The following is a 25745-nucleotide window of genomic DNA, read 5'->3' as shown; positions in this document are numbered from 1 at the left end:
ATGACCACGTCCATGACTCCGGCCAAGCGGCAGAATTTCGAGCGGCTTCTTAATCCGCGCCATATTGCCTTTATCGGCGGGGCAGATGCCGCCGTAGGCATCACCGAGGCACGCCGCGCCGGATATACGGGGCAGATGTGGGTGGTAAACCCACGGCGCACACAGATCGCCGGGCTGCCCTGTCTGCCAGACATTGCCGCGCTGCCAGAGCCCCCCGACGCGGTGTTTCTGGCCATTCCGGCGGCGTTGGTGCCCGCAGCAGTGGCGGACCTGTCCGCAATGGGGGCGGGTGGCATCGTGTGCTATTCTGCCGGGTTCGCAGAAGCGCATGATGAGGGTCGCGCGCTGGAGCAGGCGCTGAAAGACGCGCTGGGTGACATGGTGCTGATCGGGCCAAATTGTTACGGGCTGATCAACTATGTCGGCAAATCTGCGCTCTGGCCCTTTGCCCATGGTGGCACCTGCCCCGGCTACGGTGCCGCCATCATCACGCAATCGGGCATGTTTTCATCCGACATCACGATGAGCCAACGATCCCTGCCTGTGGCTTACATGGCATCGGCGGGAAATCAGGCCGATCTGGGCATGGCCGAGTTTATCGACCTGTTATGCGAACGCGAGGAAGTGCGCGCCATCGGGCTGCATATCGAGGGGCTGCGCAATGTACCTGCGTTTGAGCGCGCCGCGCTCAAGGCGATCCGCGCGGGCACGCCCATTGTGGCGCTGAAAACCGGCAGTTCCGCGATTGGCGAAAGCCTGACACTGAGCCACACAGGATCATTGGCCGGATCAAACGCGCATTACACGGCCCTGTTTGAACGGACTGGTGTGATCCCGGTCACCAATCCCGCGCAATTTCTGGAAACCCTGAAATACCTCTGTGTCGCGGGTGCGCCCGAGGGCACAGATGTACTGGGGTTCACCTGTTCGGGCGGCGGTGCCACGATGCTGGCCGATCACAGCGAGACAATTGGCCTGCGCTACCCCACCCCGGACGCGGCTGCAAAAGCTGCGCTAGTGCCGTTGCTTCCGCCTATCGCCACAGTGTCGAACCCGTTGGACTACACCACGCCAATCTGGGGCCAGCAGGACAAGACGGGACCGGTGTTCGACGCCGCCTTCGCACATATTCCGGTGCATGCGGCTGTGCTGGTGCAGGATTATCCGGCCCCCGATCTGGACGAGTCCAAGCAACTATACCTCAATGACGGGGCGGCCTTTGCCGATGCGGCCCGGCGCGCTGGTCTGCCTGCCGCGATCTGCGCCACGATCCCCGAAAACATCGGCCAAGAGGTGCGTGATCACTACGTGGCGCGCGGCGTTGCCCCGATGCAGGGGATACACGAGACGCTGAACGCCATTCGAGGCGCGTCATGGTGGCGCAGACGACAACACGAGATACTGTCTGCTGCGCAAAAGCCCCTCGTCCCCGGACGGCCCATCGGACCGATCACACTGCTAAACGAGGCCGAGGGCAAGGCACGGTTGGCCACGGCAGGGATCGCCGTGCCCAAAGGACAACTGACAAACAGCGCAGGGTTGCTGAGCGCCGCGACCGAAACCGGCTATCCGGTTGTGCTCAAGATGATGGGACCGGCATTGGCGCATAAGTCCGATGCGGGGGCTGTCGTCGTCGGCATTCCAGATGAGAGCGCGTTGACATTGGCAGCACAGGAAATGCGGGCCGCCGTCGCACGCTATGCGCCAGAAGCGGTGACAGACGATTATCTGGTCGAGCGCATGGCCGCCCCACCGCTGGCGGAACTGGTGGTCGGCATCCGTCGCGATCCACAATTCGGACTGGCGATGACACTGGGCAGCGGCGGCATACTGGTCGAACTGATCGGCGATACAGTGTCATTGTTGCTGCCTGCGCAACCGGCGGACATTCACAGGGCACTGGATCAATTGCGGGTCGCAAAATTGCTGAACGGATTTCGCGGCAAACCCGCGGCTGATCGCGCGGCACTGGTCGGCGCACTGTCACAATTGGCGGAATACGCCATCGCGCAGGAAGCGCAGATTGTCGAGATCGAGATCAATCCGCTGTTTGTGTATGAGCGTGACGTCGTGGCGGTGGATGTGCTGATGCAGGTTGAATCCGCGTGACCGGCCAGCGCATCCCCAATCCCGATCTGGCCGTCGGTGCGGGCAACAAACAACGCTGGAACCAGCCAGAGTTCCGCCGTCACGGGTTCCATAACGTGTATCGCCTGTTTCGTCGCGCCTACATGGTGCGGGCGCGGGCGCAATCGATGCTGAAGCCTGACGAATGCCGCGCGCTGGCAGCATTGCCCGAAGTGGCGACGTTGACTACGCGGCCAGAATTTTCGGCATTGGTCTGTGCCCAAGGCGATAAGGTGGTCATGTCGCGATACGCGGCAGATTTCGCCCCCGACCAACCGCATTCAATGCAGTCGGTGAGCAAGCTGATGATCCACCTGATTGCAGGCCGAATGATCGCCGAGGGGTTGCTGGATCCGGCCAAGCCGGTCGAGGCCTATATCCCAGACATCGGAACAGGCTATCGCGGCGCGCGGGTTCAGGACGTGCTGGACATGAACCTGATCAATGATTTTTCCGAGGATTACGCCGATCCGCATGCCAGTTGCTATACCGAAGAGATCGCTCTGGGCTGGCGACTGCCACCCGAGGGCGCGCCGGAGACCGGGATGGGTGAATTCGTGCGCTCCGTCGGCGGCGACGACCTGACGAACCACGCATCGGCGATCAACTATTGCTCTGCCAACACTGACCTGTTGACCCTGATCTGCGATCATCTACGGCCCGGCGGATTGCCGGCCGAAATCGACGCGATTGCCGAGGCGGCGGGAATTGCAGGCGCGCTGCATATCAGCCTCAGCCCCGATGGGTTACCGGCGTTTTCTGGCGGGGGCTGTATGACTGCCACCGACTTGGCGCGGTTCGGCCTGTTATTGGCGCGGATCGCGGGCCCAGCCCCCTGCCCCGGCTGGAACCAGACATTCACCCAAGCGGTCCTGACCCGCGAGGCCAAGACCCTGTCATCGCCGCGCGACCGTGTGCGCTATGCCAACCAGATGATGACCAACGGGCGATGGATTGGGCATGCGGGGTATGGCGGGCAGTTCCTGATGGTGGACACGGTTACCGGGCTGTCCTGTGCCTATTTCAGTGTGCTGGAGAATGAAGCCGGATATTGTGATGATTACATGGCCGAAACCATCGCCTGTCTGGAGGCCGTGCTGACGGAATACGCGCGTCAGGACTAGACGTGCAGGCCACATCACGCCATTGAAGACGTGCAACACAAGGGCCGAGCCGATGGAAATCTTACGTCATACCGACCTGATCGACGTCCCGTGGAAAAACGGCGGAGGCATCACCAGAGAGATCGCCACGGCAACGTTGGGATCACGAACCGCATGGCGTTTGAGCCGGGCGGATGTGGCGCAGGATGGCCCATTTTCGGATTTTTCGGGCGTGGTGCGGATTCTGACCGTTGTCTCGGGCGGCGGTGTCGATCTGGAGCACGCGACTGGTGTGCTGAACGCGTCGCTTTGGTCGCCTGTGCGCTTTGACGGTGCGCTGAAGGTGTTTGCCCGTCTCACCGATGGCCCGTTGACTGACCTCAACCTGATGTTCGATCCGTCAATCTGTGATGGCGAGGTGATCGTGCATCGCGGACCATGTGAGCCTGCGGTGTCGGCTGCCAGCGCGGGAATGATCGCGTTTCACGGGTTGGCCGGGACGCCGGTGATTGACGGCGTATCCCTGTCGCCCGGTGATACCATTTTTGCAGGCAATAGTGCTGCATCGCCGACCCTGAAGGCCGGCGACGCGATGCTGGAAATTCGCCTGCACTATCTGGATCAGAGCGCTGCCATCAAGCTGGCCATCGCGGCGCGGTAATCGGCCACGATCCGGTCACGCGCAATATGCCGCCCGTCGCGAACAGCGTGTCGTCCCGCCGACCATAGATCGGTCACGACGTTGTCGCTGGCGGCGAAACACAGACCATCGAGCAGCTGATCGGACCGCAGCGCGCAGAGTGCGGGATCGGTGCCGTCAATTGCCACCAGATCGGCAAGTTGCCCCACGGCGATCTGTCCGGTGCCACGGCCCAGCGCCTGCGCACCGCCCTGTGCGGCGCGGGTATAAAGCGTTTCGCCAACCGATCCTTCGCCAACTACCATCACGTTGCGGGCGATGTCGCGCAGACGTTGGGAATATTCCAGCGTGCGCAATTCCTCTGTCAGGGAGATCCGCACGTTTGAATCTGATCCCAGCCCGAATTGCCCCCCGGCGTCCAGATAGGCGGGGCCGTTGAAGGGGCCATCGCCCAGATTGGCCTCGGTGATCGGACACAGCCCGGCCACGGCACCGGAATGCGCCATGTCGCGCGTTTCGGCGTCGGTCATGTGGGTGGCGTGAATCAGACACCAGTCGGCACCGACGGGGGCATTGCCGAGCAGCCATTCGACCGGGCGCGCACCCAGCCACGCCTGTATATCCTCAACTTCCTTGGGTTGTTCCGCGATGTGGATGTGGATCGGCCCGGCGTCATGTGCAGCCAAGACCGCACGCAAATCACCTGGCGATGTGGCGCGCAGCGAGTGCGGCGCGATGCCCACGGTACAATCGGGCGGCAACTGACCCACGGCGACGCGTGCGCGATCCACCAGATCGGCAAAACGGTCAACCGGGTTGCCGAACCGCGCCTGCCCGGACTGCAGCGCCACCTGCCCTGCCCCGCCATAGGTATAAAGCACCGGCAGATGTGTCAGGCCGATCTCGGTTCGGGCGGCGGCGGCGGCGATACGCGCCGACAACTCTCCCAGATCATCATAGGGCGTGCCGCCGGGTTGATGGTGCAGGTAATGAAACTCGCCGACGCTGGCATATCCTGCCTCCTGCATTTCGAGAAACACCAGTGCAGCGATCGCTTCGATTTGATCAGGTGTCAGCGTCTCGGTAAAGCGGTACATCAGGTCGCGCCATGTCCAGAAGCTGTCTTTGCCCGCCATGCGGTATTCGGTCATGCCGGCCATCGCGCGCTGAAAGCTGTGGCTGTGCAGGTTGGCCAGCGCAGGCAGTAGCGTATCCACAGTGACATCGCCCGGCGTGGCGGTCGTACCTGTGTCGATTTCAGTCACCTTGCCGCCCGCTGCGGACAGACGTACATTGTCGGTCCATCCTGTCGGCAATAATGCGCGCTTTGCAAAGATCATCTGACGTTCCTTCGTGTTTTTATGTATAGACATATTTCATATTAATTCGTACTAGAAAAGAGAAATCGACATCCCCGGAGACTCGCGATGACCGACAATACCCAAGTTTACACTGACCTGACTGTGGCAACGATGGAAGTATCGGACACAGCCTATGGTCTGATCGAAGATGCGGCAATTGTGGTGTCAAAAGGCAAGGTTGCATGGACCGGACCCAAAGCCGATCTGCCGCAGGACTATAGCGCACAGACGCAGATATCGCTGGGCGGGCGACTGGTGACGCCGGGGCTGATTGATTGCCACACGCACATCGTCCACGGCGGCGACCGCGCTGTGGAATTCGAGATGCGCCTGAATGGTGCCAGCTACGAAGAAGTCGCACGCGCCGGCGGCGGGATCGTGTCGACCGTGACGGCGACCCGTGCCGCAACAGAGGAGGCGCTGATCGCCAGCGCCCTGCCCCGTGTCGATGCGATGCTGGCCGAGGGAACCTGCGTGCTGGAGATCAAATCGGGCTACGGGCTAGATCAGGACACCGAGCTGCGCATGCTGCGCGCCGCGCGCGCCATTGCGCAGACCCGCCCGGTCCGGGTCACGACCAGCTTTTTAGGTGCGCATGCGGTGCCCGCGGAATTCACCGGCGGGGCCGATGCCTATATCGACACGGTCTGCATTCCCGCCCTGCGTGCCGCCCATGCCGAAGGGCTGGTGGATGCGGTCGACGGCTTCTGCGAGGGCATCGCGTTCCAGCCCGAACAGATCGCCCGCGTGTTTGACGTGGCGCGCGAGCTGGGCCTGCCGGTGAAACTGCATGCCGAGCAACTGAGTAATCTGGGCGGTGCCAAGCTGGCCGCCAGCTATGGCGCGATGTCCGCCGATCATATCGAGTATCTGGACGAGGACGGCGTGGCCGCCATGGCCGAGGCTGGTACCGTTGCGGTCGTGCTGCCCGGTGCGTTCTATACCCTGCGCGAGACGCAGATGCCGCCCATAGCCGCGCTGCGCAAACACGGCGTGCCGATGGCACTGGCAACCGATTGCAACCCCGGATCATCGCCGATGACCTCACTGCTGCTAACGATGAACATGGCCTGCACCCTGTTCCGCATGACGCCAGAAGAGGCGCTGGCAGGCGTCACCCGTCATGCTGCTGCTGCGCTGCGGCTTGACGATTGTGGGCGGGTCGCGACAGATTTGCGCGCAGATCTGGCCGTGTGGAACGTCAGCCACCCTGCCGAACTGGCGTATCGAATCGGCTTTAACCCCCTGCATTCCCGCATTTTCGGAGGCCAATCGTGACCACTCTCACCCTCACCCCCGGTGCCGTGACCCTGAAAGATCTGGCACAAATCTACTGGCAAGAGGCGTCGGTGCGACTTGATCCGGCCTGTCACGGCGCGATCCAGCTGGCCCATGACCGTATTGCCAAGGCCGTCGCAGGCAGCGATGCCGTCTACGGTGTGAACACCGGGTTCGGCAAGCTGGCCAGCGTCAAGATCGCGGCCGAAGATACCGCGACACTGCAACGCAATCTGATCCTGTCGCATTGCTGCGGTGTCGGCCCGGCGATTTCGCGCCGTCATGCGCGCCTGCTGATGGCACTGAAACTGCTCAGCCTTGGGCGCGGCGCATCCGGTGTACGGCTGGAACTGGTGCATCTGCTGGAAGGTATGCTGGAACAAGGCGTGACGCCGGTGATCCCGGCCCAAGGGTCAGTCGGCGCGTCGGGCGATCTGGCGCCGCTGGCGCATATGGCTGCCGTGATGATGGGCGAGGCGCAAGCCGAGTTCGGCGGCAAGGTGATGCCGGGCGGCGATGCGCTGGCAGCGGCGGGCCTGACGCCGGTGGAACTGGGCCCCAAAGAGGGGCTAGCATTGATCAACGGGACGCAGTTTTCCACTGCTTTCGCGCTGGCGGGGTTGTTTGGGGCATGGCAGGCGGCGCATTCGGCGCTGGTGACATCGGCGCTGAGCACGGACGCGATCATGGGCTCGACCGCCCCGTTGCAGCCTGAAATCCACGCCCTGCGTGGTCATGCAGGCCAGATTGAGGCGGGTGCCACCATGCGCGCGCTGCTGGATGGTTCGGAAATCCGAGAGAGCCATGTCGTCGACGATGCCCGCGTGCAGGATCCCTATTGCATCCGGTGTCAGCCACAGGTGACAGGTGCCGCGATGGACGTTCTGCGCATGGCCGCACGCACACTGGAGGTCGAGGCGAACGCCGCCACCGACAACCCGCTGGTTCTGGTGGGGGCCGATCTGATCGTCTCGGGGGGCAATTTTCACGCCGAGCCAGTGGGCTTTGCCGCTGACATGATTGCGCTGGCGATTGCCGAGATTGGCGCGATCGCCCAGCGCCGCGTGGCATTGATCGTCGATCCGGTACTCAGCTTTAACCTGCCGCCGTTCCTGACGCGCAATCCGGGGCTGAATTCGGGCTATATGATCGCCGAGGTCACAACCGCCGCATTGATGAGCGAAAACAAGCATCTGGCCAACCCTTGCGTCACCGACAGCACGCCCACCTCAGCCAACCAGGAGGACCATGTCAGCATGGCGGCGCATGGCGCGCGACGACTGGGGCAAATGGTCGACAATCTGGAACGCATTCTGGGGGTCGAGCTGCTCTGTGCTGCGCAAGGGATCGAGTTTCGTGCGCCTCTGAGCACCAGCGCCGCGTTGCAGCGTGTCGTCGCGCGCGTCCGCGAGGACGTGGCGACATTGGGCGAGGATCGCTATCTGGCCCCGGATCTCGAACGCGCAGCCAACATCATCGCCAACGGCGACATTGCCGCCGCCACCGCCATCCCTATGCCGGAGATCACAACATGAACGCCGTAGAAATCCATCAGGGCGACAGCCCCATCGTCCTAGGCCTGCCACATACGGGTACACATATCCCCGACGTCGTCGCCGCCAAGCTGAACCAGCGCGGCAAGGGGATGGACGATACCGACTGGCATATTCACGACCTGTATGACGGGTTGTTGGAGGGCGCGACGACCGTGCGCGCGACGTTCCACCGATATGTCATCGATGCCAATCGCGACCCGTCCGGCGCGTCGCTCTATCCGGGGCAGAACACGACTGGACTGGTGCCGCTGACAGATTTCGACGGCAATGATATCTGGGACAACCCGCCCAGTGATGACGAAATCGAGCAGCGCCGCCTGACGTTCCACGCGCCATATCACGCTGCTCTGGAGGCCGAACTGGCCCGTGTTCGCGATATTCATGGCGTCGCAATATTGTACGATTGCCACTCTATTAGGTCACTTATCCCCTATTTATTTGATGGAAAATTGCCAGATTTCAACATTGGGACCAATTTGGGAACGACATGTGATCCGACCATTGAATCCGCTGTTGCGCAGATTTGCGCGGACGCGGATGGCTATACGTCGGTGATCAACGGACGGTTCAAGGGGGGCTGGACCACCCGCCATTATGGACAGCCCGACACTCGCATCCACGCGATCCAGATGGAACTGGCGCAATCCACCTATCTGACGGACGAGGCGGCACCCTGGGCCTATGACGCGGACAAAACGGCGCGGCTACGGCCAATTCTATCCAACATACTGACAACTCTGGCCGATCTGGCCCCGACCCTAGGAGGCAACACATGAGCGACCCCCGCAAGAACACCCGCGACGTCTATCCCGCGACCGGGACCGAGATCACCGCGAAAAGCTGGCTGACCGAAGCGCCGATGCGGATGCTGATGAACAACCTGCACCCGGACGTGGCCGAGAACCCGCATGAATTGGTGGTTTACGGCGGTATTGGCCGTGCGGCGCGCACATGGGCTGACTTTGATACCATTGTCGCCAGCTTGCGTGATCTGGACGAAGATCAGACATTGCTGGTGCAATCGGGCAAGCCTGTGGGCGTGTTCCAGACCCACAAGGACGCGCCGCGCGTGCTTATCGCGAACTCGAACCTTGTGCCGCATTGGGCCAATTGGGACCACTTCAACGAGTTGGACAAGAAAGGTCTGGCGATGTACGGTCAGATGACCGCCGGATCGTGGATTTACATTGGTTCTCAAGGGATTGTGCAGGGAACTTATGAGACTTTTGTCGAGGCCGGACGCCAGCATTATGATGGTGATCTGACGGGTAAGTGGATTCTGACCGGCGGCTTGGGTGGCATGGGCGGCGCGCAGCCGCTGGCCGCTGTGATGGCCGGGGCGTGCTGTCTGGCTGTCGAGTGTAATCCTGACAGCATCGATTTCCGCCTGCGTACACGCTACGTCGACGAAAAGACTGACGATCTGGACGAAGCACTGGCGATGATCGACCGCTGGACCAAGGCGGGCGAGGCGAAATCCGTGGCGCTGCTGGGTAACGCGGCAGATATTTACCCCGAACTGGTCCGGCGCGGCGTGCGCCCGGATATCGTCACCGACCAGACATCGGCCCATGATCCGGTCAATGGCTATCTGCCGCAGGGCTGGACAATGGGCGAGTGGCGCCAGAAACGCGAAAGCGATCCCAAGGCGGTGGAAAAGGCCGCGCGCGCATCCATGATGGTGCAGGTCAAGGCGATGGTAGATTTCCACGCTGCGGGCATCCCCACCGTGGATTATGGCAACAATATCCGTCAGATGGCGCTGGAAGAGGGGCTGGAGAACGCATTCGATTTTCCCGGCTTCGTGCCTGCCTATATCCGCCCGCTGTTCTGCCGGGGAATCGGGCCGTTCCGCTGGGCCGCCCTGTCCGGCGATCCCGAGGACATCTATAAAACAGACGCGAAGGTGAAGGAAATCCTGTCCGAAGACAGCCATCTGCACAATTGGCTGGATATGGCGCGCGAACGGATCGCGTTTCAGGGCCTTCCCGCGCGTATCTGCTGGGTCGGTCTGGGCGTACGGCACAAGCTGGGCCTCGCATTTAACGAAATGGTCCGCACTGGCGAATTGTCAGCCCCCATCGTCATCGGCCGCGACCATCTGGACAGCGGGTCGGTCGCGTCGCCCAACCGCGAGACCGAGGCGATGAAGGACGGCAGCGACGCCGTGTCCGATTGGCCGTTGCTGAATGCGCTGCTGAACACGGCGTCAGGGGCAACATGGGTATCGCTGCACCACGGCGGTGGGGTTGGCATGGGGTTCAGCCAGCATTCCGGCATGGTGATCTGCTGTGACGGAACCGAGGATGCCGACCGTCGCATCGCGCGGGTGCTGTGGAACGATCCGGCTACCGGCGTCATGCGTCACGCCGATGCGGGCTATGACATCGCATTGGATTGCGCGCGTGAAAATGGCCTGAACCTGCCCGGTATACTGTAAAATAGGCTGTGCCGCCGCTGATCCGGGTGGCGGCACACCGACAGGTTATATAGTGCCGCGCCTAATACCGCGTCGTCAGGCGATGACCCGGTCGATAGGTGAGCCGGACATAGGTCAGCGCCTGCCCCTCCCACCATGTTGACCGCTCTACAGTGAACACCGGATCGCCGATACCGCTGCTAAGGTATTCGGCGATGGTTTTGTCCGCGAGGGCCGCGGAAAAGCTGATTTCGGCATCGGAAAAGGGGATGGTGGACACCAGCCACTCGTTCGGGCCGGTATCGCGGAAATCTGCGGTTTCGGCCTGAGGCAACGCCGCGAGATTGATCCAGCGATCCTCGTGCTGATAGGGATCGCCGTCGGCGTAGTGCATGCAGATCAGATGTAGTGCCTGCCCCTTTGCACTGAGTTTCAGTCGTGCGCGCAACCAATCCGGCACATCCTCAACCACCTGACTGACCAGAGAATAGCGATATTCTGCGCCTTTCTCCTCGATCTCGCCGCGCACAACGGGAATGTCGAAACGTGCCTGCCGGATCGGTGCCATGCGCACCCGCGTTCCCGCCTTGCGCCGCCGCTCGATAAGACCTTCATCGGCCAATTCGCGCATGGCACGATTAACCGTCGCCCGCGCGCAGCCATAGATCTCGGCCAGTTCCACCTCGTTCGGTATCAGGCTGCCCGGCTTCCATTCGCCCTTGGTTATCTTTGACAGAATGTCGGATTTCACATCCCGGTAGGTGGACTTCATTGCTGCGCGCTCCTCTATGGGATTAACGCTATTCATAATGCTAAATACACTAGATGTATATATGGCAGCAGCTCAGGGACCAAAGCCGATGCCGACCACTGCCGGGATCACGCCAGTACGGCACACGTTTCTGTCGCCCATGAATATCAGCTTAGTTTTCAAAATTTTACAGAAAGTTCTACTTGCGCGAAAACCGTGGTCACTGATTGTCCCCGACCCTATAGTTGATGCAAATATCCCCCAAAAGAGTGTGATCAATGGCTCCAAAATACTTTGCGCCGACGGGCGGGCATCCCGGACAGGAACAGCTGTTAACCGACCGCGCCATGTTCACCGAAAGCTATGCTGTCATCCCGAAAGGGACTATGCGCGACATCACCACCAGCGCGCTGCCGTTCTGGGAGGGAACGCGATTATGGGTGTTATCACGCCCTTTGAGCGGCTTTGCCGAGACATTTTCGCAATACATCATGGACGTCGCGCCGGGCGGCGGGTCGGATCGCCCCGAAACCGATCCGGCGGCCGAGGGTGTTCTGTTTATCGTCGAAGGTACGGCAACGTTGGCTGTGGACGGTGCCACACATGAGATGACGCCGGGCGGTTATGCCTATCTGCCGCCCGGTGCTGTTTGGACGCTACGCAACAACGGCGATGCAATGCTACGCTTTCACTGGATCAGAAAGGCATATGAGGCAGTCGAGGGACTGCCGCTGCCAGAGGTGATCATCACCAACGAGACAGAAATTGCCCCCACAGAGATGCCCGGCACAGACGGCAAATGGGCGACAACACGCTTTGTCGATCCCGCCGATCTGCGTCACGACATGCATGTGACCATCGTCACATTCCAGCCCGGCGCCGTGATCCCGTTTGCGGAAACGCATGTGATGGAACACGGGCTGTATGTGCTGGAGGGCAAGGCGGTTTATCGGCTGAATCAGGATTGGGTCGAGGTAGAAGCAGGCGATTACATGTGGTTGCGCGCATTTTGCCCGCAGGCCTGTTATGCAGGCGGACCGGGCAAGTTTCGGTATCTGCTCTATAAGGACGTGAACCGGCACATGCCGCTACGGCCCCACATCGGCTGAGCAGCGCCTCGAACAATCTAGTCCCCACCGCCCATCGCTTCGGTCAGATCGTCGGCAGCATCGACGACCGCCTGACCCAGTGCCGTGACCTGCTCGATCCCGATACGCGATGTCGGACCAGAGACCGAAATGCCCGCGATCGCCTCGTTATAGAAATCAAAGACCGGTGCTGCCACACACCGCATACCGACGTTGCGTTCCTGATCGTCGACCGCATAATTGCGCGCACGGATGGCCCTCAGATCTTTGGTCAGTGCATCCGGGTCAGCGAGGGTGTAATCGGTGAACCGTTCCAGCGGGGCATTGTTCAGGAATTTCTCGAGGCGGCGATCATCCATCTCCGCCAGCAGTGCCTTGCCAATGCCTGAGGCATGCATGGGTGTCAGCGTGCCGGGAGGAAAAAATGCGCGGATGCTGGCGTAGGTTTCGACCTGACTCACAAAGAGGACATGACCGTTCTGCTCGATTCCCAGATTGGCGGTTTCTCCGGTTTGCTCCATCAAAGCGCGCAAGATAGGGCGCGCGCGATCAACGAGGCTGGTACGACGCAGATATCGCGAGCCGATGATAAAGGCGCGAGGACCGATATACCAAGTCTGATCCGACATGTCGCACTGGACCACGCCGAGACCTTCGTAGGTGACGAGAATGCGGTAGACCGTGGCGGGGGCTTCGTCCAAATCATTGGCCAGCGCCGTCAAAGTCTTGCCCTGCGCCTCGCTCAGAAACTCCAGCACACGCATGGCGCGCTCTAGCGTTTTGTTCGTATTCTGCGCCGTTTTGTCATGCCAGTCACGCGGGCGGCCGCGCGCGCGTCTGCGCCCCGCATCGGCATTTTCATGTGCTGTCATCGCCGCCACCTCCGAGCATGTGAAAATTGATTTCACTATATGAAAAACATAACATGCTGACAATTATCATTTTTATCTGATTTGTGGTTTTTGAAAAATGATTTCAAAAAAATATCATCATCAGCCCAAGCGATTTACAACGGGATCGACGGTCACGGATCACAGAACAACAGGAGATCAAGATGAGCTTTCAGAACCCCGTATTCATCCCCGGCCCAACCAATATGCCCGAGGCACTACGCAAGGCCTGCGATATGGCGACCATCGACCACCGGTCGCCGGTTTTTGGCAAAATCCTGCATCCCTGTCTGGAGGGCGTACGGCAGGTTCTGAAGTCGGATAGCGCCAGGATGTTCATCTTTCCGTCCACGGGCACCGGCGGCTGGGAAACCGCCCTCTCTAATACGCTGAGTCGTGGCGACACCGTTCTGGCGGCACGTAACGGCATGTTCAGCCATCGCTGGATCGACATGTGCCAGCGGCATGGGTTGACGGTTCAAGTGGTCGAGACACCGTGGGGACAGGGTATTCCGGCTGACCAATATGAGGACATTCTGCGTGCGGATACCACGCATCAGATCAAGGTGGTTCTGGCCACGCACAACGAGACGGCCACTGGTGTGAAATCCGACATCGCAGCCGTGCGGCGTGCGCTGGATGCTGCCGGTCACCCGGCGCTGCTCTTCGTGGATGGCGTTAGTTCTATCGGGTCGATGGATTTTCGGTTTGACGAATGGGGTGTGGACGTTGCCGTGACGGGCAGTCAGAAGGGTTTCATGCTGCCTGCGGGTCTGGCTATCGTTGGGTTCTCGGAAAAGGCGATCGCGGCGGCAAAGGATGCCAATTTATCGCGTACTTTCTTTGATATCAATGATATGCAAGCCGGATATAATGCGAACGCGTTCCCCTATACACCGCCTGTGGGCCTGATGAACGGGCTGAAGCTGTCGTTGGAAATGCTGCTGGAAGAAGGGCTGGAAAACGTTTTTGCCCGACACACACGGATCGCAGAGGGCGTGCGCGCCGCCGTGGACGCATGGGGGTTGGATCTGTGCGCCGCCACCCCGGATCTATACTCTGACTCCGTCAGTGCCATCCGCACACCAGATGGGTTCAATGCCACCGATATCGTGACCCACGCCGCCGACACCTACGGCGTTGCCTTTGGCGTTGGACTGGGCGAGGTCGCGGGCAAGGTTTTCCGCATCGGGCATCTGGGCAGCCTGACTGACGTGATGATGCTCAGCGGATTGGCCACCGCCGAGATGTGCATGGTCGATCTGGGGCTGAATATCAGGCTGGGATCCGGCGTTGCCGCCGCGCAGGAGCATTACCGGGCGAATGGGATCGCGGCCCAGAGGTATGCTGCATGATGCCGGGGCGATGACCCGCCGGGCATAGCGCTAGGGCTGAAGGCCGAGGACTCTTCGTCCAACGACGGGGGATCGCGCGGCAATATCAACCATCACTCCACCGTGTTCCGGTTTGACCGGGACACGGGTTGCCGTCATCGACGGCACACATCAGCGCGGGTATCAGACGATGAAATCACCCTGTTTGATGATACGAATCTCGGATCACAATATCTGGCCATGACTGCGCATGTGGACGGCCATTCGACAGAAAATGGCGCGGCAATATAAGTGAATTTGTAATTCATTTTCAGCATGATATAAGATCAAAGTAATTCTTTAAATTAGCTCTTGAACCGCGGATGCGGTCGCATGAAAAACAGCTGCTTGTTTTCCTGTGAGGTTGCCTACCCTCGGACCCGCGTTTAGCGCACGCGTGCGTCCAAGCAGGCCGGGCAGACATCCCAAATGCCACGCGACACGGAAAACTGGCGCACAGGTCCAAAACGGCACTCGCCAGCACAGATTTTCAGGCTAGACAGGACCTACACCGCAAATAACGGGAGTACATTATGATGGTGGGCTTGTCGCTGCTCTATGTCGGGGCTGTTCTGTTCCTGAACGGCCTGTGGCAATGCGGCAGGATCGCGAGCCGCGAAATCATCGTGATCAATCTGGTGGTGGCGGGCATCTCGTTTCTGGTCGCGCTCCATTCCGCCGTTCTGGCGGACAGTCTGGAGGGTGTGCGCCTCGCTGCGATGACGCTGCTCTTTGCGATCACCTATCTGTGGGTCGCGTATAACCAGATTTATGATTGCGACGAGCGCGGGCTGGGCTGGTTCAGCCTGTTTGTCGCCATCACCGTCATTCCAATGGCCGTGACCGGGCTGGCCACAGCGCAGGTGGCGATGGATGTCTGGCTGGCGCTGTCATGGGCGGCGTGGACGGTGCTGTGGTTTCTCACATTCCTGCGGCATGTGGCAGGCTGGCCGATCAAGCGCATGGCCGGGATCGTGACCTCGTGGATCGGCGTCACGACGGGCTGGGCACCGGGGCTGGCACTGCTTTACGGGTTTTGATGCGGCTGCCCTGAACCATCATCGCCTCTTGTTATTCCTCGATTATATACGGCGTGTCGAACCAATATTCCTCAAGGTTCGCACCATCGCCGATCCGGTCGATCACGGCAAATAGTCCCGGCGCACAGAGCGGGGCCAGCACGCCGTGCCATGTGCCACGATGAAAATTGATCGCCTGCCCCGGCGCGGTCATGAAAGCGCGGGGATTTTGCGGCACGCCGCCCGCGTCCGTGGCGACGACGACGAGGAAGGGATCAAACGACATCGGCACAAAAGCCTGACTGCCTTCGGGGTGCCGCTCGACCAACTGCAGCGCCAAGGGTAGCGTTTCGACCTCGGCCTGAAAAATGCTGATCCCGGCGCGACCATCGGCAAAATCGAGTCGCGCACGGTCGTGAAAGCGGCCGCACCTGCCAAGATTGATCAGCTTGTCCGGGGGGCCCGATGCCTGCATCAGATCGCCGTAGGGTGCGAACGCCTCGACAGACAGTGGCTCAATTCTGATCCGCGTACTCATGTTGAAAACTTCGCTTGCAGGCGCAGTTCTGCGATGCGTTCGACTTGACGGCAGGCTTCGACGAATTCCGTGTCTCGGTCATGCTCGACGCGTCTGCGAAAGGCGTCCATGATCGTCGCCTTGGTGTTGTCGCGCACAGCGATAATGAACGGAAAGCCAAATTTCGACATGTAGGCATCGTTCAGCGCGGTGAACGTTGCGCGTTCGTCATCTGTCAGCGCATTCAGCCCGACAGAGGCCTGTTCGGCTGAGGAGTCTGCCGTCAGGCGTTCAGCCTCGGCCAGTTTACCCGCCAGATCCGGATGGGCAGTCAGCACGGCCAGCCGCTGGTCTGCCCCTGCCCTACGGAATATCCGGGCAAGCGCCTGATGCACACCTGCCGCCGTGTCATGGGTCGGACCGAGTTCTAGGTCATAAGCCCGTTCGGCGATCCACGGGCTATGTTCAAAAATGCCGCCAAATTCAGCGACGAATGTCTCGCGATCCATCTGGGATGGGCGGCTTTGGGTCACTGGTGGATGTTCCTTGGTCCAATGTTCGGCGATCTGAAGCCGGGTGGCGAACCAGACGCCCTCGTGCGATTGGAAATATTCGATGGCACGACGCAGGGCAGCCGCCCGCCCCGGCCGTCCGATAATCCGGCAATGCAACCCGATGGACAGCATCTTGGGCTGGCCCGCGACACCCTCGGCATAGAGGCAGTCAAAGCTGTCCTTGAGGTAGCTTTCGAACTGGTCGCCGGTGGTAAAGCCTGCCTGAATGGCAAAGCGCATATCGTTGCAATCCATCGTGTAGGGCACGACCAGTTGATCGCGCCCCCCTGTGTGCATCCAATAAGGCAGATCATCGGCATAGCTGTCCGCGATATAGGCAAACTGGCCCGTCTCTGCCGCCAGACGCATGGTGTTGTTGGAACAGCGCCCGGTGTACCAGCCACGCGGGGCCGCGCCCACGATCTCTGTATGCAGGGCGATGGCCTGCGCGATGGCGGCGCGTTCTTCGTCCTCTGGCATGTCCTTGTGTTCGACCCATTTCAGTCCATGGCTGGCGATTTCCCAGCCAGATGACTTCATCGCGGCGACCGGCTCAGGCGCGCGTGCCAGCGCAGTGGCGACACCGTAAACCGTCACCGGCAGATCACCCAGCATCCGGTGTACGCGCCAGAACCCGGCGCGCGCGCCATATTCATAGATCGATTCCATGTTCCAATGCCGCTGACCCGCCCATGGCTGCGCGCCGGTGATCTCGGACAGGAACGCTTCGGACGCGGCATCGCCGTGCAGGATGTTGTTTTCGCCACCTTCCTCGTAGTTCAGCACGATCTGCACGGCGATTTTCGCGCCATTCGGCCAGTTCGGGGCGGGTGGCGTTGCGCCATAACCGGTCATGTCGCGCGGGTACCTGATCACGTTTCATCCTCCTCGTGTGGGATGCTTGTATTTCAGAACAATATATTTGTTTTTCAAATAAGATGAAAAGCAGCCTTAAGCCTGTCAGGGTTTGCGTCAATCATGCACAGTTGAGACAGTGGGGAAAATACAGGAGATTCTCATGTCCGGCTATCTGACCACCCATGTATTGGATACGGCGCGTGGCTGCCCCGCCGACGGGCTGACGATCGAACTGTACCGTATTGACGGATCAGAGCGCCATCATCTGAAAACCCTTGTTACCAACGATGACGGGCGGACCGATGCGCAGATTTTGCCTGCCGCAGAATTTCAGGCCGGAACATACGAATTGCTCTTTCACGCGGGCGATTACCTGACCCGGACGGGTGTGGTACAGGAAGGCCCGCGTTTTCTGGACGTGATCCCGCTGCGTTTTGGCATGTCCGAAGATGTGCATTATCATGTACCGCTGCTGCTGTCGCCGTTCGGGTATTCGACCTATCGCGGTAGCTGAGGCTCTGCCCTGGTATCCCGGACTACATTGCCGATCCGGTCGATCACGAACTCCATGAAAAGCCGCGTCTTGGGATCCTGATGGCGGCGATGGGTGAACAGGCACGCCATCTGGATCGGTTCGGGCGGCGTGTCCTCGGCCACCACCACCAGCGCGCCGGACTTCAGGTGCTCGGCCACCTCAAAGACGGGTTTCAGCGTGATTCCGTGCCCGGCCAGCGCCCAATCCACCAGTATATCGCCATCATCACATTCGAACCGGCCATGCGCGCGGAACCGTTTGGGGCCGTCCGGCGTCAGCAGCGGCCATTGAAATTCGGTCGCGCCGGGAAAGCGCAGCTTGAGACATTCGTGCTGTCCCATGTCAATCTCATCGCCAGAGCGCGGGTGCCCATGCGCCGCGATATAATCCGGTGAGGCACACAGGACACGGGTCACATCGGCGATCTTCTTGATCCGCAGATTGCTATCCTCGGGCTGCCCGAGGAAAAACGCGAGGTCCAGCCCTTCGGTGGTTAGGTCAACCTTACGATCTGTCAGGCGCAACCGTACGTTTACATCCGGGTAAGCCGCCAGAAAGCCGGGCACCTGTGGCGCGATCAGACGTCGCCCCACCCCCAAGGGCGCGGCCACATAGAGCGATCCGCGCGGGTGTTCGGTAATGTCCACCACTTGCGCCTCGGCGGCTTCGACAGATTCCAGCACCTGACACGCGCCGCCATAGAACGCCCTGCCCTGTTCTGTCGCCGTCAGATTGCGGGTGGTGCGCTGAAACAGACGCACACCCAGATGAGTTTCGAGTTGGGAAATGCGCGAAGATGTCACCGCCGGCGATATCCGCAGGTCGCGCCCTGCGGCGGACATGCTGCCCAGTTCATAAACCCGGACGAACGTACGAATGTTATCAAAATAGGACACTGTTCTGCTTTTTTTGATACAGCTAGGATATTAGAGGCAATACCAGAAAAGTTGGTTTCCACCTAGTCTGATCGCAGCGAATCTGAGGAGGCACGTCATGTATGATCTCGCCCTTATGTGGGATTGGGTCGGCTTTGCCGTGCGATGGCTGCATGTGGTCACCGCAATGGCGTGGATCGGGGCATCGTTCTACTTTATCGCACTCGATCTGGGGCTGAAGAAAGCGCCCAACATGCCTGTCGGTGCCTCAGGCGAGGAATGGCAGGTACATGGTGGCGGTTTCTACCATATCCAGAAATACATGGTCGCGCCGGAAAACATGCCAGAGCACCTGATCTGGCACAAATGGCAGAGCTATACGACGTGGCTATCTGGTGCGGCGCTGCTGATGATCGTCTATTGGGTTGGTGGCGAACTGTATCTGCTGGACCCGACCAAGGCCGATCTCGCGCTGTGGCAGGGTATTGCGATTTCCGGCGGGTCGCTGACCATCGGCTGGATTGCCTATGATTTCATGTGCAAATCTCGGCTGGGCGAAACCCCGACCCTGCTGATGCTGCTGTTGTTCGTGATCCTCGTGGTCATGTCATGGGGCTATGCCCAGATATTCACCGGGCGTGCCGCCCTGCTGCATCTGGGTGCATTCACTGCGACGATCATGACCGCGAATGTGTTTTTCATCATCATGCCGAACCAGCGTATCGTGGTGAAAGACCTGAAAGAAGGTCGCACGCCCGATCCGAAATATGGCAAAATAGCCAAGCTGCGGTCGACCCATAACAACTATCTGACGTTGCCGGTCGTGTTTTTGATGCTGAGCAATCATTACCCGCTGGCCTTTGCGACAGAACATAGCTGGATCATCGCCAGCCTGATTTTTCTCACGGGCGTCACTATCCGGCATTATTTCAACACCATGCATGCCACTGGGAAAGGGCCGCACTGGACATGGGCGGTAACGATTCTGTTGATGGTGGTGATTGCGTGGCTGTCGACCGCGCCGCTGCTCGATAGCTATGATGATGCCGAGGCACGCCCGCTGACGTCGCAGGAACAGCAATTCGCAGCGGCGGACGGGTTCGACAAAGCCTATGACATCGTGCTGGGCAATTGTTCGATGTGCCACGCGCGCGAACCGGTCTGGGACGGCATTCGCTGGCCGCCCAAGGGCGTGGTGCTGGAAACCCAGAGCGATGTCGCGCGGCACGCGCAGGCGATTTACCTTCAGGCCGGTGTAACCCATGCCATGCCGCCGCCTAATGCCATTCGGACCATGACCGACCAGAACCGCGCCGCCATCATCGCGTGGTTTCGACAGGCGCGCGCTGAGTAGAGCAGTGGCTCAGGCGTCGATTGTCTGTGCCGATGCGGCGGGCGTGTATTCCAGATAGGTCTGCTGTGTCGCGATGTGATCGGCCACAAACTTGGCGTCATGCCATACCCCCCAGATAAACGACGATCCGCGCCGTGACAGCCACGGCAATCCGACAAAGTAAACGCCCGGCTCGGTTGATACACCACGTCGATGATCGGGCTTGCCAGCGTCGTTGAACGCATCCACCTGCAACCAGCTATAATCCTGCGTATAGCCAGTGGCCCAGATTACCGATGTGATCCCCGCCGCGGCAATATCCAACGCGCGGATCGGGTCGCGGATGCAATCGGGGTCCTCCAGCATCTGCCGCGCGGCTGGGTCTGTCGGCATGTCGAGGCCATTGCGTTCTGCATAGGCGTCTGCCTCATCCAGAACCGACAGGTAGTTCCGGTCGCCATGCGCGATGCTGTTGGGCAATTCGCCGGAAAAGCGCAATGTGCCGTTCTCATAGTTCTCGGTGCGTCCTACCAGTGTCATGCCCATCGCGGCAAAGCGCCGGTAGTCCACGGTATTGCCACCATTGGCGCCACTCACGGCAAAGGTCACATGCTCGGTTCCCGGACCGGGTGTCTGCATGTCCCATTTGCCCAGAACGCCCAGCCACCAGACGAAGTCGCGCCCGCGATAGCTGCGCGGGGGGCGGTCGTGCGGGCCAACCGATAGCGTAACCTGCCGCCCGGATTGCTGTAGCTCTTCGGCGATTTGCGCGCCCGACGCCCCTGCCCCCACAACCATCACGGCCCCTGCGGGCAACTGATCAGGGTTGCGGTAAGCATTGGAATGGATCTGCATCAGGTCGGCTTCGGCCGGAATGATCTCTGGGAACACAGGCTTTTGAAACGGGCCAGTGGCCGCAACCACGTGCTGCGCCTCGATAACACCCTGTGACGTCAGGGCGGTGAACCCGGCGCGGCCCTCGTTGCGGCGCACGGACTTGACCTCGACACCGCAGCGGATGGGGGCGTCGATCTTCTTGGCATACTCGACAAAGTAATCCGCGACGGCCTCTTTGCCCGGAAAGGCATCGGGATCGAAATCAGGGAATTCCATGCCGGGAAACCGATCATGCCATGCAGGTCCGTTGGCGACCAGACTATCCCAGCGCGCGGTGCGCCAGCGTTCCGCGATGCGGTCGCGCTCCAGTACCAGATGGGGGATACCATTGTTGCCAAGATGTTCGCTCATCGCGACGCCGGCCTGACCGCCGCCGACGACAAGTGTATTAATTTTTTCAACCGGCATCCATGCGCCCTTTCCCATGTCCTATCATCACCGCCAGCGGCGGAGCGTTCGGACAACCCTATCGACAAGGCCCCGCCACGAAAAACATGATATCATTCAGCATTGATTAGCTTCTGCCTATGACCCGTAATCCCGGCCAGTGACAGGCGAACAATTGGGCTGTGGCTGCGATCTTTGCTTGCATTTCCCCCAGAAATATCCAGCACTTGTAAGACTATGAAACATCTACCCACCCCACACGCCCCGACAGATCAGCCCGGCCCGCTGCAATGCTGAGGTTCACGCTCCGGCAGCTGGAATACTTTGTCGCCGTCGGCGAAGCAGGCAGCATTGCGCTTGCCGCAGAGAAGGTGAACGTGTCGTCGCCGTCGATTTCGGCGGCGATCAATCAGCTTGAGAGTGAATTCGGCCTGCCGCTGTTTGTTCGGCAACACGCACACGGATTGTCATTGACGCTTGCCGGCAGGCAGATGTTGACTCAGGCAAAGCTGGTGCTGCGCGACGCCGAGCAACTGGTCGATCTGGCAGGGAACATTTCCGGCAGCGTCCGGGGGCCGCTGGCTGTCGGGTGTCTGCTGACCTTTGCGCAGATCATGGTCCCCGCGCTGCGCGCCGGGTTCGAACGGCTATACCCCGAGGTTCGCATTCGCCAGTTCGAGCTGAACCAAGCGGAAATCTATAGCCGTCTCAGGCGGGCAGAGATCGACGTGGCGCTGACCTATGATCTGGACCTGCCAGCCGATCTGAATTTTCAAACGATTGCAACCCTGCCACCTTATGCGATTCTGAACACCGGGCACCCGCTGGCCGAACGGTCCGTTGTCACGATCCAAGATTTGCTGCCCTATCCGATGGTGCTGCTCGATCTGCCGTTCAGTTCGGATTACTTCCTGTCATTCTTTAACACTATCGGTGCCAAGCCGAATATCGGCGAACGGACCCGCGATATGGCCGTGATGCGCAGCCTTGTGGCCAACGGGTTCGGGTATTCCATCGCCAATGTCCGCCCGATCGATGATCTATCCCCCGATGGCAAACGCCTGCATTTCGTTCCACTGGCCGGAGAAGTGCGGTCAATGCAGTTGGGGCTTCTGACTGCACCAGATGCTGAGAACGTCAATGTTATCCGCACCTTCATCGCACATTGCAAGGCAGAGTACGCGGCGGGGCATCTGCCCGGTATCAATGTCGCGCGCACAGATGTGTCGGTTTCGGACGGCCCTGCACAGGGGGGCACGCAATGACCCTTACGCTGGAACTGCTGGATCGGTTGATCGGCTGCGACACGGTCAGTGCGCGATCCAACGCAGGCATCATCGACTTCATCGAGGCGTTCTTGGGGGAGCGCGGCGCGCATACCGCGCGCATCTCTGGCCACGTCGCGGGCAAATGCGGGTTGTTCGCGCGGATTGGCCCCGAGGCAGAAGGCGGCATCATGTTGTCGGGTCATACCGATGTCGTGCCGGTTGAGGGGCAGGATTGGACCCGTGCGCCATTTGCGATGAGCCGCGAGGGAGAGCGTCTATACGGACGCGGTACCACCGATATGAAAGGCTATCTGGCCTGCATGTTGCACGCCGCCGATCTGGCCGCGCGCGCGCCGCTGCGCGCACCGCTGAAGCTGGTGTTCTCTTATGATGAGGAAATCGGCTGTGTCGGCATACAGCAGATGCTGCCTGCGCTGGGGCCACTGCTGGCCGCGCCGCGCGCGTGTTTCGTGGGCGAGCCGACGTCGATGCAGATCGCCACCGGGCACAAGGGAAAAGCCGCTTTGCGCGCCATTTGCTACGGACAGAACGGGCATTCGGCACTGGCGCCCTCATTCGTGAACGCGCTCTATCTGGCAGGTGACTTCATGCGCGAATTGCGCGGTGTACAAGATTGGCTGGCGACGCATGGCGCGCGGGATACGGCCTATGATGTGCCCTACAGCACTGTCCATGTGGGCAAACTGTCGGGCGGCACAGCGTTAAACATGGTGCCAGCGAGTGCCGAAATGGTGTTCGAATATCGTCACCTTGCCGCCGATGCGCCCGATAGGCTGATGGCCCGCATTGATGCGGCCGCCGAACGGGCCGCGACACCGTATCGCGCACAATGGGACGGAGCGGCGATCACGATTGACCGATACAATGCCTATCCCGGTCTGGACGTGCCAGCAGAGGCAGACATCATCCGATTGGCACAACGCCTCGTGGGCACCGACACAACCAAGGTCGCCTTTGGCACCGAGGCCGGGGTGTTCCATGATCTGGGTATACCGGTTGTCGTCTGCGGTCCGGGGTCGATGACCCAAGGGCACCAGCCTGACGAGTATATAGAGATCGGACAGATCGCCGCCTGCGAGCGGATGATGCAGAACATCATCGACAGTTTATGCTGACAGACCGCGCCCAGCCGTGGGTCAGCGCCCCCCTGACGGGCGGCGCCGTGTGTTTCTGACTCTGGAACCCATCATTTAGGCGTCTCCAAAGCCGATCGGGCAACCCGGTTCAGCCTTCTTTGAACCACCAGCGTTCCAGAAACAGCCTGCCATCGACCTCGTAGTTGTTCGAGGCCTGTTCGAACCCGACCTTGCTGGAGGTTGCAAACACGTCATTCGCAAAGAACGGCACCACCGTCCCGCCATCATCGCGAACCAGTGCCTGCATTTCGCCGTAGAGTTCGCCACGCACAGCCGGATCGAGCTCGGAACGTGCCTGCACCAACAATGTGTTGAAGCGGTCATTGCTCCAGTAGGTATCGTTCCACGATGCGCCCTTGGAGTAGGCTTGGGTGAAAATGCTGTCCTGGGTCGCGTATCCCGGCCAGTAGCAGGCGCACCACGGCTTGGCCATCCAGACATCGGACCAGTATCCATCTGTCGGCTCGCGTTTGACCGTGATGTTGATCCCGGCCTTGGCCGCCTGTTCCTTGTACAGCACGGCGGCATCCACCGCCCCGCCAAAGGCCGCATCTGAGGCGCTAAGCTGGAGGTCAATGCTGTCCAGACCAGCCTGCTTCAAATGCCAGCGGGCCTTGTCCGGGTCATAGCTGCGCTGTTCCAGATCGCTGTTGAAATAGCTGTATGCAGAGCTGATCGGTTGGTCGTTCCCGACTTGTCCGTGGCCGAACAGAATCGTCTCCAGCATCGCCTCGCGATCCAGTCCCAGCTTGACCGCCATTCGCACATCATTGTTGTCGAAAGGCCCGGTATTGGTGTGCATCGGGAATGTGTAATGCGTCTTGCCCTCGACCTCGTGCACGTCGATGCCATCCACCTTCTTGAGCAAGGCAGCGGTCTTTAGCTCGACGCGATCCATCCCGTCGATCGCACCAGTTCTGAGCGCACTTGTGCGGGCGGTTACATCCTTGATCGATAAGAGTTCTGCACTGTCGAAATGGCCGCGCTGATCGTTCCAGTAGTTCGGATTCTTCTCGAACGTGGTCCGCACCCCCGGCTCAAAGTTGACCAGTTTATACGCACCGACACCGTTGCCCTCTTCAAAGGCGAGGGTGCCATCCTCGCGCGCGGCATAAATTGGAAAGTTGAAGCTGCTAAGTTTGAACGGGAAATCCGCATCACCGCCCGATAGCTCTATCGACACCCGATCCGGTCCATCCGCCTTGATCGCGGTGATGGCCGCGACGATGCTGGCAGCCGACGACGTGGAATCCTTGCCTCTGTGATGGTTGATAGAGGCGATAACATCCTCGGCAGTGAGCGACTTGCCATTGTGGAATTCGACACCGGAGCGCAGTTTGAACGTCCAGACGCGCGCATCGGGCGACGCATCCCATTCGGTTGCCAGTTTGGGTACGAGGCTGCCATCGGTATCCACCTCGGTCAGCGTGTTGGTGATGGCATAATGCGTGGCAGACAGCAGCCCGTTCAGCACCTGCCCCGGATCAAGAACATCCGTAGTGCTGCCATGGCCGATGCCAAAGCGCATATGCCCGCCCTTGACCGGAGTCGCAGCCATTGCGCGACCCGCCAGCGCAGAGGCCGCCGACATCGACAGCCCGGTGGCCATGGCGCGTTTGATAAAGGCGCGCCGCGAAAGATCCCCGATGGGGCGGCGGAAATGGTTTGTCGTCCGAATTAACTTGGTCATGCTGTCATCCCTTGTTGGTGATTGTCGGGGTGTCGATGCACCCCGATCTGATGTTTTGTGAAGAGGCGT

Annotated in this window: 22 protein-coding genes; 14 read left to right on the top strand and 8 right to left on the bottom strand. The window is 60.3% G+C overall.

Features of this window, described 5'->3' with window-relative positions; all coding sequences use genetic code 11:
• From N7U68_RS18595 to N7U68_RS18585, 3 genes are read left to right on the top strand one after another with little or no spacing between them, the layout of a single operon-like run.
• Window positions 1-2109, top strand: coding sequence for an acetate--CoA ligase family protein (locus N7U68_RS18595; RefSeq protein ID WP_263047781.1), 2109 nt, complete (start codon window positions 1-3; stop codon window positions 2107-2109).
• The gene (locus tag N7U68_RS18590) at window positions 2106-3251 is read left to right on the top strand and encodes a serine hydrolase domain-containing protein (RefSeq protein ID WP_263047780.1); all 1146 of its coding nucleotides are present in this window, start codon (window positions 2106-2108) and stop codon (window positions 3249-3251) included. The genes N7U68_RS18595 and N7U68_RS18590 overlap by 4 nt, the downstream gene beginning before the upstream one ends.
• 52 nt (window positions 3252-3303) lie before the next feature.
• Window positions 3304-3891 carry a HutD/Ves family protein gene (locus N7U68_RS18585; protein ID WP_263047779.1) on the top strand — a complete coding sequence of 196 codons (588 nt, stop codon included), beginning with the start codon at window positions 3304-3306 and terminating at the stop codon, window positions 3889-3891.
• On the opposite strand, the gene N7U68_RS18580 is transcribed toward N7U68_RS18585, so the two are convergent.
• Window positions 3852-5210, bottom strand: a complete 1359-nt coding sequence (locus N7U68_RS18580; RefSeq protein WP_263047778.1) for a formimidoylglutamate deiminase — start codon at window positions 5208-5210, stop codon at window positions 3852-3854. The two genes, N7U68_RS18585 and N7U68_RS18580, sit on opposite strands and share 40 nt — an antisense overlap.
• 87 nt (window positions 5211-5297) lie before the next feature.
• On the opposite strand from N7U68_RS18580, the gene hutI reads away from it, so the two are divergent.
• From hutI to hutU, 4 genes are read left to right on the top strand one after another with little or no spacing between them, the layout of a single operon-like run.
• A complete protein-coding gene (gene hutI / locus N7U68_RS18575; RefSeq protein WP_165193090.1) occupies window positions 5298-6509 on the top strand; it encodes an imidazolonepropionase in 1212 nt (403 codons plus the stop codon).
• Window positions 6506-8044, top strand: a complete 1539-nt coding sequence (gene hutH, locus N7U68_RS18570; protein ID WP_263047777.1) for a histidine ammonia-lyase — start codon at window positions 6506-6508, stop codon at window positions 8042-8044. The genes hutI and hutH overlap by 4 nt, the downstream gene beginning before the upstream one ends.
• Window positions 8041-8841 carry an N-formylglutamate deformylase gene (gene hutG, locus N7U68_RS18565; protein WP_263047776.1) on the top strand — a complete coding sequence of 267 codons (801 nt, stop codon included), beginning with the start codon at window positions 8041-8043 and terminating at the stop codon, window positions 8839-8841. The genes hutH and hutG overlap by 4 nt, the downstream gene beginning before the upstream one ends.
• Window positions 8838-10505, top strand: coding sequence for a urocanate hydratase (gene hutU, locus N7U68_RS18560; RefSeq protein ID WP_263047775.1), 1668 nt, complete (start codon window positions 8838-8840; stop codon window positions 10503-10505). The genes hutG and hutU overlap by 4 nt, the downstream gene beginning before the upstream one ends.
• 61 nt (window positions 10506-10566) lie before the next feature.
• Here the strand turns inward: hutU and hutC are convergent, their stop codons facing one another.
• Entirely contained in the window at window positions 10567-11256 is a 690-nt protein-coding gene (hutC, locus tag N7U68_RS18555) for a histidine utilization transcriptional repressor HutC (protein WP_263047774.1), read from the bottom strand.
• Window positions 11257-11513: 257 nt separating this feature from the next.
• Between hutC and N7U68_RS18550 the strand changes: the two genes are divergently transcribed.
• Window positions 11514-12344, top strand: coding sequence for a bifunctional allantoicase/(S)-ureidoglycine aminohydrolase (locus tag N7U68_RS18550; RefSeq protein WP_165193100.1), 831 nt, complete (start codon window positions 11514-11516; stop codon window positions 12342-12344).
• Window positions 12345-12361: 17 nt separating this feature from the next.
• Here the strand turns inward: N7U68_RS18550 and bhcR are convergent, their stop codons facing one another.
• Window positions 12362-13195: an HTH-type transcriptional regulator BhcR gene (gene bhcR / locus N7U68_RS18545; RefSeq protein WP_263047773.1), complete on the bottom strand. Its 834-nt coding sequence runs from the start codon at window positions 13193-13195 to the stop codon at window positions 12362-12364.
• Window positions 13196-13377: 182 nt separating this feature from the next.
• On the opposite strand from bhcR, the gene bhcA reads away from it, so the two are divergent.
• Together bhcA and N7U68_RS18535 are read left to right on the top strand one after the other, a co-directional pair.
• Window positions 13378-14568, top strand: a complete 1191-nt coding sequence (bhcA, locus tag N7U68_RS18540) for an L-aspartate--glyoxylate aminotransferase BhcA (RefSeq protein ID WP_263047772.1) — start codon at window positions 13378-13380, stop codon at window positions 14566-14568.
• A gap of 551 nt (window positions 14569-15119) precedes the next feature.
• Complete coding sequence (locus tag N7U68_RS18535) at window positions 15120-15626, top strand: AmiS/UreI family transporter (protein ID WP_263047771.1); 507 nt, start codon at window positions 15120-15122, stop codon at window positions 15624-15626.
• 31 nt (window positions 15627-15657) lie between these two features.
• Here N7U68_RS18535 and N7U68_RS18530 read toward each other — a convergent pair whose 3' ends face one another.
• Together N7U68_RS18530 and puuE are read right to left on the bottom strand one after the other, a co-directional pair.
• Window positions 15658-16143, bottom strand: a complete 486-nt coding sequence (locus tag N7U68_RS18530; RefSeq protein ID WP_263047770.1) for an ureidoglycolate lyase — start codon at window positions 16141-16143, stop codon at window positions 15658-15660.
• The gene (puuE, locus tag N7U68_RS18525; RefSeq protein ID WP_263047769.1) at window positions 16140-17552 is read right to left on the bottom strand and encodes an allantoinase PuuE; all 1413 of its coding nucleotides are present in this window, start codon (window positions 17550-17552) and stop codon (window positions 16140-16142) included. The genes N7U68_RS18530 and puuE overlap by 4 nt, the downstream gene beginning before the upstream one ends.
• A gap of 142 nt (window positions 17553-17694) precedes the next feature.
• On the opposite strand from puuE, the gene uraH reads away from it, so the two are divergent.
• Entirely contained in the window at window positions 17695-18048 is a 354-nt protein-coding gene (gene uraH, locus N7U68_RS18520) for a hydroxyisourate hydrolase (RefSeq protein WP_165193112.1), read from the top strand.
• On the opposite strand, the gene N7U68_RS18515 is transcribed toward uraH, so the two are convergent.
• Window positions 18033-18965, bottom strand: coding sequence for a LysR family transcriptional regulator (locus N7U68_RS18515; protein WP_263047768.1), 933 nt, complete (start codon window positions 18963-18965; stop codon window positions 18033-18035). The genes uraH and N7U68_RS18515 overlap by 16 nt on opposite strands.
• Window positions 18966-19062: 97 nt before the next feature.
• Here N7U68_RS18515 and N7U68_RS18510 point away from each other — a divergent pair, with 97 nt between their 5' ends.
• Window positions 19063-20298 (top strand): urate hydroxylase PuuD, encoded by a 1236-nt coding sequence (locus N7U68_RS18510; protein WP_263047767.1) that lies wholly within the window; start codon window positions 19063-19065, stop codon window positions 20296-20298.
• A gap of 9 nt (window positions 20299-20307) precedes the next feature.
• Here N7U68_RS18510 and N7U68_RS18505 read toward each other — a convergent pair whose 3' ends face one another.
• Window positions 20308-21582, bottom strand: coding sequence for a flavin-containing monooxygenase (locus N7U68_RS18505; RefSeq protein WP_263047766.1), 1275 nt, complete (start codon window positions 21580-21582; stop codon window positions 20308-20310).
• Window positions 21583-21851: 269 nt separating this feature from the next.
• Here N7U68_RS18505 and N7U68_RS18500 point away from each other — a divergent pair, with 269 nt between their 5' ends.
• The gene (locus N7U68_RS18500) at window positions 21852-22826 is read left to right on the top strand and encodes a LysR family transcriptional regulator (protein ID WP_263047765.1); all 975 of its coding nucleotides are present in this window, start codon (window positions 21852-21854) and stop codon (window positions 22824-22826) included.
• Entirely contained in the window at window positions 22823-23965 is a 1143-nt protein-coding gene (gene argE, locus N7U68_RS18495; RefSeq protein WP_263047764.1) for an acetylornithine deacetylase, read from the top strand. Before N7U68_RS18500 ends, argE begins: the two co-directional genes overlap by 4 nt.
• 109 nt (window positions 23966-24074) lie before the next feature.
• Here the strand turns inward: argE and N7U68_RS18490 are convergent, their stop codons facing one another.
• A complete protein-coding gene (locus N7U68_RS18490; RefSeq protein ID WP_263047763.1) occupies window positions 24075-25676 on the bottom strand; it encodes an ABC transporter substrate-binding protein in 1602 nt (533 codons plus the stop codon).
• Between the last annotated feature and the right edge of the window lie 69 nt (window positions 25677-25745).

Origin of the sequence: Roseovarius pelagicus (genome assembly GCF_025639885.1) — a bacterium.
Lineage (GTDB): Bacteria > Pseudomonadota > Alphaproteobacteria > Rhodobacterales > Rhodobacteraceae > Roseovarius > Roseovarius pelagicus.
Note: the sequence above shows the minus strand (reverse complement) of the source record. Positions and strands in the feature narration are given on the sequence as shown.